The sequence below is a fragment of the Pinirhizobacter sp. genome, assembly GCF_035317885.1.
Classification (GTDB): Bacteria; Pseudomonadota; Gammaproteobacteria; order Xanthomonadales; family Rhodanobacteraceae; genus Pinirhizobacter.
Genome location: NZ_DATHFX010000462.1, coordinates 1 through 11029, shown reverse-complemented (window position 1 = coordinate 11029; position 11029 = coordinate 1). Strand labels below are relative to the sequence as shown.

Here is an 11029-nt window from a genome sequence, read left to right as displayed (position 1 = left end):
GGATTGGACACCAGTTCCACGTAGTGACTGCATTCCTTGAACAGCGATTCGGGGTGCGTGGCCTGGAAGTAGTCGATGCCGATCTCTGTGCTCGGGATATGCGCCGCGATGGCAAGCACGGGAGTGCCGCTGCGATGGCAGTCGAAAAGGCCGTTGATCAAATGGAGGTTGCCGGGCCCGCAACTGCCAGCGCAGACAGCCAGCTCGCCGGTCAAGTGCGCCTCGGCGCCAGCGGCGAATGCGGCACCCTCTTCGTGACGCGTATGGATCCATTCGATGGTGCCCAGCCGCCGGAAAGCGTCCGTCAGACCGTTGAGCGAATCGCCGACGACGCCGTAGACGTGTTTGATGCCTGCCAGCTGGAGAACGTGAGCAACGTAGTCGGCAGAGGTCATGGCCATGGTAACGATCTCCCTTGCAATGGATGTCGATGCGCGACTAGGCACCAATCGTGCGAATCGGGGAAACGTTAACGCCAACGCTGCGTTGGCCGCTTGTACGCAATTGACCGGATATGTACGAAAACCATGCGCTTCCCCGGGACTGCGTCATTGCCGGCCGCGTCGACACTTTTGAGTCACGAACAGCGCATTTCGATTCCTGGCGAGTGCGATGGCATGTCTTGTCTATTCCTTGCCGAACAGTTTTATCCAAGACCATTTTGTGCGTTGCACCTACAACGACAGTAGGATCGCGGAGATCAATCATGATGGTTAGAACAACGACGCGTTCGTCCTTGGCTCGGCTGACGACTGTTATGGCCTGTTGTACCTTCCTGAGCGCCTGTACCGAAGGCGTTCTTCTCCCCAAGGGGCCTGTGGGGGCGCAGGAGAAGCAACTCCTGCTGGAAGCACTGATTCCGATGCTGATGGTGATTACGCCCATCATCCTCCTCACGCTGTGGTTTGCCTGGTGGTTCCGCGCCTCCAACGCCAAGGCGACTTATCGACCGCGGTGGGAGTACTCCGGAGCTATCGAGTTTTCCATCTGGATGATCCCCTTGCTCGTCATCCTCTTCCTTGGAAGCCTGGCGTGGATCGGTGCGCACCAGCTCGATCCGTACCAGCCGCTGGCCTCAAAGCGGAAGCCGCTTGTGGTCCAGGTGGTGGCGATGGACTGGCGATGGTTGTTCATCTATCCGGAGCAGGGCGTTGCCAGTGTCAATGAGTTGGCGATACCCGTCGACACGCCGGTCTCCTTCAGGCTGACCTCGGCAACCGTGATGAACTCGTTCTTCATTCCCTCGTTGGGCGGCCAGATATACGCCATGCCGGGCATGCAGACGCAGCTGCAGTTGCAGGCGAGCGAGTCGGGCAATTACCGGGGGCTGTCGGCCCAGTACAGCGGCGCTGGCTTCTCCGACATGCATTTCCAGGTGCTGGCGACCGACGAGGCAGGATTCCAGATGTGGGTCCGCCAGGCCAAGTCGGCGGCTACGCGACTGGATTCGACGGCTTATGACCGATTGGCGGCGGAGCATAAAGTGGGCAAGGTCGCTTACTACTCCCCGGTTTCTGGCGCTCTGTTCGATCACGCCATCGACCACGCCACGAAGCGGACGGAATCGACGTCAGGCGTCGCCGCAAGCAACCCAGGCACCACGCTATTATCTGCTGGAGCGGAGCACTGATATGTTCGGAAAGCTTACCCTAAGCGCGATTCCACTCGACCAGCCGATCATCATGGGTACGTGCATCGTGCTCATACTTGGCATCTTGGCGATCCTTGCCCTGATTACCTACAAGCGGAAATGGGGGTGGCTGTGGACCGAGTGGATCACGACGGTCGACCACAAGCGTATCGGCGTCATGTACACGCTGCTGGCCCTGGTGATGCTGCTTCGTGGATTCAGCGATGCCATCATGATGCGATCACAGCAGGCGCTGGCCAGCAGCAACGGGCACGGCTTCCTGCCACCGGAGCACTACGACCAGATCTTTTCCGCGCACGGCACGATCATGATCTTCTTCATGGCGATGCCGTTTGTCGTGGGGTTGATGAATTTCGTGGTGCCCTTGCAAATCGGCGCACGCGACGTCGCCTTCCCGGTGCTGAACTCCGTCAGCTTCTGGCTGACCGCCGCCGGTGCGCTCTTGATCAATCTGTCCCTTGGTGTCGGTGAGTTTGCCCGTACGGGTTGGTTGGCCTATCCGCCGCTCTCGGAGCTTCCTTTCAGTCCGGGAGTAGGGGTCGACTACTACTTGTGGTCATTGCAAATCTCAGGTGTCGGCACGCTGCTTTCGGGCGTAAACCTGCTGACGACGATATTGAAGCTGCGCGCCCCGGGCATGCGCCTGTCAATGATGCCCGTATTCAGCTGGACCGCGCTGGCATCCAACATGCTGATCGTCGCGGCGTTCCCGATCCTGACAGCGACGTTCGCGATGCTGCTGCTGGACCGCTACCTGGGAACGCACTTTTTCACCAACGATGGTGGTGGAAACCCCATGATGTATATCAACCTCATATGGACGTGGGGTCATCCTGAGGTCTATATCCTGATTCTTCCGCCATTTGGCGTGTTCTCGGAGGTCATCGCCACGTTTTCCCGTAAGCCGTTGTTCGGCTATCGGTCCATGGTGGTGGCGACCATGGTCATTACCCTGCTGGCGTTCACCACCTGGCTGCATCACTTTTTCACGATGGGCTCGGGCGCGGACGTCAACGGGTTCTTCGGTATCACCACCATGGTGATCGCCATACCCACGGGCGTGAAGATTTTCAACTGGTTGTTCACCATGTACGGCGGGCGCGTGCGTTTCACCTCACCGGTCCTATGGACCATCGGCTTCATGGTGACGTTCACCATAGGCGGCATGACCGGCGTGCTGATGGCGGTGCCGCCAGCGGACTTCGTGCTGCACAACAGCCTGTTCCTGGTCGCGCACTTCCATAATGTGATTATCGGTGGCGTGGTCTTCGGGTGCCTCGCCGGCCTGACGTACTGGTTCCCAAAGGCCTTTGGTTTTCGACTTCACGAGGGCCTCGGAAAAGCGGCGTTCTGGTGCTGGTTCGTGGGTTTTTACCTTGCCTTCATGCCGCTCTACATCCTCGGGTTCATGGGCATGACCCGCCGCATGAACCACTACGACGATCCGTCGTGGCTGCCCTATCTGCTGGTCGCCGAAGGAGGGGCCGTCCTGATCCTGATCGGCATCCTTCTCCAGGCCACCCAGTTGGTGTGGAGCGTCAAGAAACGCGAGACCCTACGCGCGGGCGCGGATCCGTGGGATGGGCGCACGTTGGAATGGTCAACGGCATCGCCACCACCGCCCTACAACTTTGCACGAGTTCCGCAGGTGGAAGGCATTGATGCCTACTGGGAAGCCAAGCAGGAGGTCATGGCCGCTTCCAACCAGCCTTATGAGGCGATCGAGATGCCAAAGAACTCGGGGCTTGGGTTCTTCGTCAGCGTCTTTGCCGTCATCGGCGGCTTCGGCATGATTTGGCACATCTGGTGGATGGGAATACTGGCCCTCGTCGCGTTCTTCGCGCTGATCGTATGGTCGTCCTGGGACGAAGACGACGAATTCGAACTGTCGGCCACGGAAGTTGCCCTGTTCGAACGCGCAAACCCTCACGCTGCCTGATCTGTAAAGGACGGACCTATGTCTAGCAATGTTGTTTCATTGGATATGCCATCGGGGGAGTCGGGAGCTCAACTCCCGTCCAGGCAGCATGTCACCGGTTTTGGCTTCTATCTGTATCTTCTGAGCGATGGCATTCTGTTTGCCGCATTGTTCGCCGGGTTTGCCGTGCTGAGGACCGCGACGGACGGCGGGCCTGACGGCCACGTCCTTTTCAGTGCGCGAAATGCTTTTATCGAGACAGCCTGCCTACTCACCAGCAGCTTTACCTGCGGTATCGCCATGTTGGCGTGTGACCGGCGCAACAAGTTCGTCGCGCTGATCGGATTTCTCGTGACGGCCGTGCTGGGCATCGTGTTCCTGACCCTGGAAATCCACGAATTTGCCGACCTCATAGCCAAAGGCGACGGGCCCGGGCGCAGTGCTTTTCTATCATCGTTCTTTACGCTGGTGAGCACCCATGGGTTGCACGTGACGTGCGGGCTGCTTTGGCTCGGCGTGCTGCTCGTTCAATTCCTGCTGCGCGGGTTTACGCCGGCCATCCTGCGTCGCTTCCTGTGTTTCAGCCTTTTCTGGCATGTCCTTGACGTGGTCTGGATCGGCGTCTTTACGTTCGTCTATCTGGTCGGAGGCTATCTATGACAGCACAGCAGCGGCATGACCCACGGCGCGGGGAGTCAAGCACCCCGGGGCTGGAAAGCCGGGAAGCTCACGGAAGTTTCCGCGGCTACATCATCGGTTACGTTTCGGCCATCGCGCTCACCATCGCCGCGTTCGCCATAGCACCCAGTACCAGCATGGCGCCATTCAGCGTTGCGGCAGCGCTCGCTGTACTTGCGATTGCGCAGATGTTGATTCACCTGATCTTCTTCCTGCATATCAACACCGCGCCGATGCAAAAGACCAATATCCTGGCGTTCGCGGCAGCGATGCTGATCATCGCGATCGTGGTTATCGGGTCCATATGGATCATGGGGCATCTCAACCGGAACATGCTTCCCATGGACCATCTCATGCAGATGCAGCGTTAGGGCTAAACTGGGTCCACGTGACCTGTCTATCCACTTATGCCTGCATCGGTGTAGCCATGAAAATTCCACGAGTAACGGGCAAGCTCCGCGAATTAACGGCCGCCTATGAGCGCGATCCAACGGTGATCGTGGAAAGGTCCTATAGGGCCATTACGCTTAGTGACGCGGCCTACGCCAAGCTTCCACCGGGTACCAAGAGCGACTTCATGGCGTCGATCCGGTTTTCGGCCGTGCTTTGGTGCAAGACCATGTTGACGGGTGAATACCCCTCCGACGAAGACATGGAGACATTTCGAAAGCTGGGGCGGAGGCGTGTCCACCAGGGCATTGACTTGGCATCGCTACTCCGGGCCTATCGCGTAGGGTCAAAAGAGCTTTGGGCTATCTATCTGGAGTTCGGGGCCGAGCAACCGGACGTCCAGAACGAACTTCTTTTCGAGCTGTCGCCTTATCTCCTTGACCACTTCGACGAAATGGCCCAGGCAATAGCCATGGCCTATATGAAAGAGCAATACGAGCAGTCAAGGTGGAAGGACGCGTTGCGATACGAACTCTGCAACCTGGTTTTCAGCGCCTCCGGGGACGTGGGCGAGTTCAATCGTGTGTCGGAGACCATGGGTATCGACCCGACAATCGCCCGGGTGGCACTTGCCTTTAACTCCAACGTGCCAGACACGCTGCCATCCCGCGTTGAGACCGAGCTGGACAGGATGATGCTGGTCCTGGCGCGCACGGCGAAGGTCAATGCGGACGATCTGATCAGGGCGATGTATCGCGGGCGATTGATCGTGTGGATTCCATGTATCCGCGGCGATTCCCTTCTCGCCAGCGACCGCAGGATGGGGGAGTTGGCCGCGCAGGTGATCGCAAACGTCCCGGAATTCAAGCAGGTCGGCGTAGGGATGATGGGTCAGGGCCCATCCGGCTGGTCCGGTTCCGTCGACGAAGCGATCAAGGCGATGGAAGTTGGCGAACGTCTTGGCGGAGGCGGCAACATCTACAAGTATTCAGACATCGCATTGAACGAAGGCGCGAGGCGATCGGACAACGTGCTTCGCTACCTGGAGTCGTTGATTGAGCGTCTATCGCACGAACCGGATCTGCTCAAAACCCTGGAGTGCTACCTGGAGCAATTCCAGAAGCGCAAGCCAACCGCGTTGGCTTTAGGGATCCACCCCAATACGTTGAACTACCGGCTCGAGCGTATCGAGGAGATCGCGGGAGGGAATCTCGGAGATCCCGCGTGGCTGGCGAAGCTTTACGTGGCGGTTGGCCTGCGTAAAGGCAGCTTGTGAGGGCAGTCAGGTCAGGAAAAGTAGCTCCGTCTCGACTGGCATTGTTCCTTTTCACAAAAAAGATCAAGTATTTTCCAATTCCTATCAACAAGGCACGCTAGTACAAGTTGGCCCAGAGCAAGCGTATCGGCTACCGGGCGGGTTTTTTGTGCGAAGCGGACTGGCTATTTCCCACTCGAACTGGATGAGGCTGTTGGGTTTCGGGACGGTGCTGGCCTTCACGCTATGGAGCCTGGTCAGGTTGCGCCTTGACCTCACCGAGCGCGGTGGCCGTTTTCTGGAAAACCAGAGAGGTGCCGAGCGCAAACGCATAGCACGGGAATTGCACGATACGCTGCTGCAAGGTCTGCAGGGCGTCTTGCTCGAGTTTGAGGTGCTTTCGTCCAGGCTCCCGGAAGACGCGCGCGATCGCGCTGCGAAGCTTGAACGAAAGCTTCGTCATGTCGTTGTGGATGGACGCAATGCCATCAATGCGCTGCGCTTGCCCGACGATGACGTACGGGACTGGATAGAAGCTGTCCTTGAGATGGGCGAGCGAGAAGCTTCGGATTCGAAGGTCGAGTTCATGCTGAAGCTCAAGGGCGAGCCCTGGAACCTTCCGTTAAAGATGCGCATCGATGCGTTGGCCATCGTTCGCGAGGGCCTGCGCAATGCGTTTGATCACTCCCAGGCAGACACCATTTTTGTCTTCATCAGGTTTGCAAGACGTGGACTGAAGATCTCGATTCATGACAATGGTATCGGTGTCACCGAGAAGCACCTGGAGTTGCGCAGGCAAGAGGGACATTGGGGCATTGCCGGCATGCGTGAGCGCGCGGAAAAGCTAAGGGGAAGGCTGTCCATCACGAGCCAGCGATCCGGCGGGACCGTCGTTAGCCTGGTGATGCCAAGGTGCCTGGTATTCAAGAGGCGCCAATGGGGCAGTAGACAGGCCTGAACTTTTCCCTTGTGAGCGCTTCTTTGGACAAGCCTGCGCCTTAGTGGACAAAATGACTTTTCACCAGATGCATTTTTACACTTTAGAGTAACGATACGCGACGGCGGAATCAGTAGAGTGCGCTCATACTCCTTTTGGGGATGCCAATGAGCGCAAACAGCACTGGTACGAACCTTTCGACCTTCGCGAAAGCCTATGCCATTGCATGGGGACTCGCGTCCGTATTCTACTTCCTGGAGTACGCATCGCGCTCCGCGCCGGCCGTGATGATGCCCGAACTGACGCAAGCGTTCGGCGTCAGTGTATTGGGTTTAAGCGGCATCCTTGGTCTTTACTACTACACCTATTCAACGACCAGCTTGGTCGCGGGCGTGCTGTTGGATCGATGGGGGGCAAAGTACGTTGTCCCTATGGGGATGGTATTGCTGGCCCTTGGCTGCATTCTGTTCGCCATCCCGAAGGATAGCGTCGGCAGTGCAGGGCGACTCCTTCAAGGTGCGGGGTCCGCTTTTGCCTTTACTGGGGCCGTCTACCTGGCCTCGCATGGTTTCTCCGCCAAGAGGCTCGCCACGGCCATCGGCTTTACCCAGTGCTTCGGCATGCTGGGCGGATCGATGGGACAGATCGCGGTCGGTCCGCTGATTCATGGTGTCGTGACAGTTACTACATTCTGGATTGGGCTCGGCGTAATCGTGCTTATTGTGGCTGGCGCGCTCTTCGCAATGACGCCCAAGGAACAGGCCGTCGGAAACTCCGCGCCACACGGGAACTTCCTTGCGCCATACAAGATAGTGTTCAGCAATCCCCAGTCATATCTGTGCGGCCTGGTGTCCGGGCTGCTGTTCACGCCTACGACGATCGGCGATATGGTTTGGGGTGTCCGGTTCTTCCAGGAAGACCGGCTGTTCAGCTATCACGATGCCGTGTTCGCCATATCCATGGTGCCGCTCGGCTGGGTTTTGGGTTGCCCCCTGTTTGGCTGGCTTGCCGATGCCTTGGGCCGACGCAAACGTGCGCTCATCATTGGCATCTGCCTGATGCTTGTGTGTGCGCTTCAGCTGACCTTTGCACCGGCCATGTTGCCCGCCTGGATCACGCTTCTTGCGTTCGGCGTGGCATCGGGTGCGGCGATGATTCCTTACACCATCATCAAGGAAGCCAACCCCGACAACGTCAAGGGCAGTGCAACAGGCGCGATCAATTTCATCACTTTCAGCGTTACCGCGCTGGTCGGTCCGGTGTTCGCCAGCAAGCTCGGCAAGACGGTGGGCACCGCGGCCATCGATCCGCAGACCCACTTCTTTCAGTCGACTTTCTTCTGGGTATTGATCCTGGTTGGCGCGCTCTTGGTTTCCCTCTTCCTGAAGGAAACAGGAAGAACCGATGCCAGGGCCCTGCCCACACGAGCAAAGAAGGGCGCCGATGCATAGGCGCGGCGCCGGGGAACCTCGAGCTCGACCGCGGTGCCTTGGCCGGGAGAGCTGGTTACCGTGAATTGTCCACCCAGTTTGGCAGCACGCTCCCGCATTCCGGCCACGCCCCAGTGACCTTCCCTTTGCCGTTCCTCAATGCGCCGTTCCGACACCCCAATACCGTTGTCGCATATGGACACGATCAGGGATTGCGACGCATAGTCAACCGTTACCCATACCGCTTCTGCTTCGGCATGCCTGAAGGCATTGAGCACCGCTTCGCGGGAGATCGCCAGCACCTCCTCGCATGCATCATCAAGCAAGTTACGTGGCGCGCTAGCCAGGCGTAGCGAAAATCTCGTGTTTGATTGCGCGGCGGATTCATTGCCAGCCACGAGCAATCCGGAAATGAGATCGGCGTGGTGGTCCTGTGCCTGGCGAAGCGCGCCGATGGTGTCGCGTCCATCGATCAGCATGCTGCGCATCTTGTCTTCCATCGCTAGCGCACAATGTCGCTGTGTATCGGATAGGGTGGGGCCGCGAGCCCACGATTCCAGTTGCAAGAGTATTCCCTGCATGCCCTGCAGGAGAGTGTCATGCAGATCCCTGGCAATTCGCTCGCGCTCGGCAGACCGCTCATGAAGGAGCAGGCGGTATCTACGCGCGATGAATGACACCCTCAGTGTATACAGGCACCAGGCAAGCAGTGCGGCCAGGCCGGCCATGAGGGCCTTGAACCATACGGTTTGATAAAACGCTGGGCTTACGCTGAAGGTGAAGCTCGCCGGCATCGCGCTGGTGACGCCATCCTCGTTGATGGCCAGGACATTGAATCGATAAGTGCCTGGCGGCAGACGGGTGTAAAACGCCTCACGTCGTCCACCGGCGTCCTGCCAGCCATCGTCCACACCGTCAAGGCGATAGCGAAAATGCGCACGCCCTGGCATGGACAGTACGGGCGTGGTGTAGCTAATGCGCAGATTACTTGTCAACGCTGGAAGTGCTGGAGCCTCGGATAGTGGCCATGATTTGCCATCGGCCGTGAAGGCGCCGATCGTGATGGTGGGAGCAACCTTGTTGTAGCGGATGTTGGATGGATCGATCCAGGACAAATCCTCTTTTGTCGCCACCCAAATGCGCCCATCGGCGCTTTCAACCATGGAAGGCCCGGGCCTGATCAACTGGGGCTGTCCATTGATGCCGTCATCTTGGGTAAATAGTTCGTAAGACGGCTGATACCCAGGCGTGCGCAGAAGGGCTTCAATCTGGCTGGCTGGGATTCGGTATACGCCGTCGGGGCTATTCAGCCACAGATCTCCCCCGGCGGTTTCAACGATCCCGGAGATTCCGCGTAGCGAATCGCCGCCTTTGGCCTGGAAGGCAACGAACCGGTTGTTGGAGGCAAGGTAGGCAATCCCACGGTCTCCTGCTGCCCAGACATGCGCATTTCGTACGAACAGGCTCAGCACATTGCCGATGGCCAGCCCTTCGTTGCGGCCATAAAGCACGAGCTGACTGCGATCGACCATCGCGATGCGGTCATTGGGGTAACCCAGCCAGATGCGCTCCTTGTCGTCGGCGATGACGCGAATCGAAGGACCCGAAGGTAAATCCTTGAATCCGCCATTGAGCTGCCAGGTGTCACCTGAGCGGCGAAAGACGCCCACCTTGGCTAGCGATAGCCAGATATTTCCTGCAGCGTCTTTAGCCACGCCCTGGCAGGCTTGAAGCACCTCCTGGCCGTGATCATGCTTCATGGCGCCTGGCGGAGGCGGTACGTGCGCAACGCGGACACCATCATAAACCTGCAGGTCGGCGTATCCGGTCATCCACACGGCGCCCTGACGATCCACCATGGAGCAGTCGGAGCCCGGCCCGAGCCCTGCCATGCGAACAGGGGGTGCCTCGTTTTTGAAATAGAGCGCGTTTTCCTTGAGGCTGCCTACCCACAACCCGCCGGAACGATCCGGCGCTATGGTCAGGTCGGTCTTCCTTCCCGGAAAGACGACGGGAATGAATTTGCCCACGCTGAAACGATCGATGCCTCGTTCAGTCGCCACCCAGATATTGGCCTCACGGTCCATGAAATAGGCCTTTACCACCTCACCGCTTAAGCCCTCGATCTTGCTGAAGTGTTCCTCGCTGGCTATCGCATCCTGGTTGTTCTTCCAGCGAACCCGGCTGATCCCGTCGCGATCCTCCCGGTTGGCCCAGAAGGCCCCGGAAGAGTCGCGCAAGGTTGCCCAGTACACGTTGTAACTTTCATGCCACGGGACGGAGGGAGGCAGACCCAGTTGGTCGTGCTTGGCCTTGGCAAAATCAGTAGCCAGCAGTTGCCCGGTGTCCTCATCGACCAGGAAGGCAGCTCGTGGTTCAAAGAAATAAAGGCGGCCACTGATTCGACCAAGCCACTGGGGCTCATACGCCGGGTCACCATCGCCGGGTCGGGCGACCTTCTCCCAACGCCCACGGCGTTGCCGGGCTAGGCCACGGGTGGAGGCAACCCAGAGGGAGCCATCCTTCGTACGCGCAAAGCCAAGCACGCTTCCGCCCGGAAGCAGTGCTTCAGGTACGTTCGAGATCTTGCCTTGCCGCAATACGCTAACGCCGCCGAAAGTGTAACCAATCCACAGGTCACCATTAGGCTCCGGAAACAGCTGGGAAACGTTGATCTTCGGCAGCAAGTCGGTAGGGCTGCGATCGAAACGCACACCATCGAACCGGATCAGGCCGTTCTGCGAGCCCATCCATAGAAACCCATCGGGCG

General features: G+C 58.6%; 8 protein-coding genes and 1 pseudogene. 7 read left to right on the top strand and 2 right to left on the bottom strand.

The window, feature by feature from the left end; translation table 11 throughout:
* Window positions 1-401 (bottom strand): thiamine pyrophosphate-binding protein (locus tag VK519_RS15265; RefSeq protein ID WP_324351150.1); only part of this gene is annotated, 401 nt, incomplete at its 3' end.
* 305 nt (window positions 402-706) lie between these two features.
* Between VK519_RS15265 and cyoA the strand changes: the two genes are divergently transcribed.
* The 7 genes and pseudogenes from cyoA to VK519_RS15230 all read left to right on the top strand — a co-directional run.
* On the top strand, window positions 707-1630 hold the full coding sequence (gene cyoA / locus VK519_RS15260; RefSeq protein WP_324351149.1) for a ubiquinol oxidase subunit II: 924 nt from the start codon (window positions 707-709) through the stop codon (window positions 1628-1630).
* A gap of 1 nt (window position 1631) precedes the next feature.
* Window positions 1632-3590: a cytochrome o ubiquinol oxidase subunit I gene (cyoB, locus tag VK519_RS15255; protein WP_324351147.1), complete on the top strand. Its 1959-nt coding sequence runs from the start codon at window positions 1632-1634 to the stop codon at window positions 3588-3590.
* Window positions 3591-3608: 18 nt separating this feature from the next.
* Window positions 3609-4229, top strand: a complete 621-nt coding sequence (locus VK519_RS15250) for a cytochrome c oxidase subunit 3 (RefSeq protein ID WP_324351145.1) — start codon at window positions 3609-3611, stop codon at window positions 4227-4229.
* Window positions 4226-4618, top strand: coding sequence for a cytochrome o ubiquinol oxidase subunit IV (cyoD, locus tag VK519_RS15245; RefSeq protein ID WP_324351143.1), 393 nt, complete (start codon window positions 4226-4228; stop codon window positions 4616-4618). The genes VK519_RS15250 and cyoD overlap by 4 nt, the downstream gene beginning before the upstream one ends.
* A 56-nt stretch (window positions 4619-4674) precedes the next feature.
* Window positions 4675-5913 carry a PucR family transcriptional regulator gene (locus VK519_RS15240; RefSeq protein WP_324351141.1) on the top strand — a complete coding sequence of 413 codons (1239 nt, stop codon included), beginning with the start codon at window positions 4675-4677 and terminating at the stop codon, window positions 5911-5913.
* 241 nt (window positions 5914-6154) lie between these two features.
* Window positions 6155-6850 (top strand): sensor histidine kinase, encoded by a 696-nt coding sequence (locus VK519_RS15235; protein ID WP_324351140.1) that lies wholly within the window; start codon window positions 6155-6157, stop codon window positions 6848-6850.
* Between the two features lie 140 nt (window positions 6851-6990).
* Window positions 6991-8076 (top strand): annotated as a pseudogene (locus tag VK519_RS15230) (MFS transporter); the annotation flags it as partial.
* Window positions 8077-8153: 77 nt separating this feature from the next.
* Here the strand turns inward: VK519_RS15230 and VK519_RS15225 are convergent.
* Window positions 8154-11009 (bottom strand): sensor histidine kinase, encoded by a 2856-nt coding sequence (locus VK519_RS15225; protein ID WP_324351138.1) that lies wholly within the window; start codon window positions 11007-11009, stop codon window positions 8154-8156.
* Between the last annotated feature and the right edge of the window lie 20 nt (window positions 11010-11029).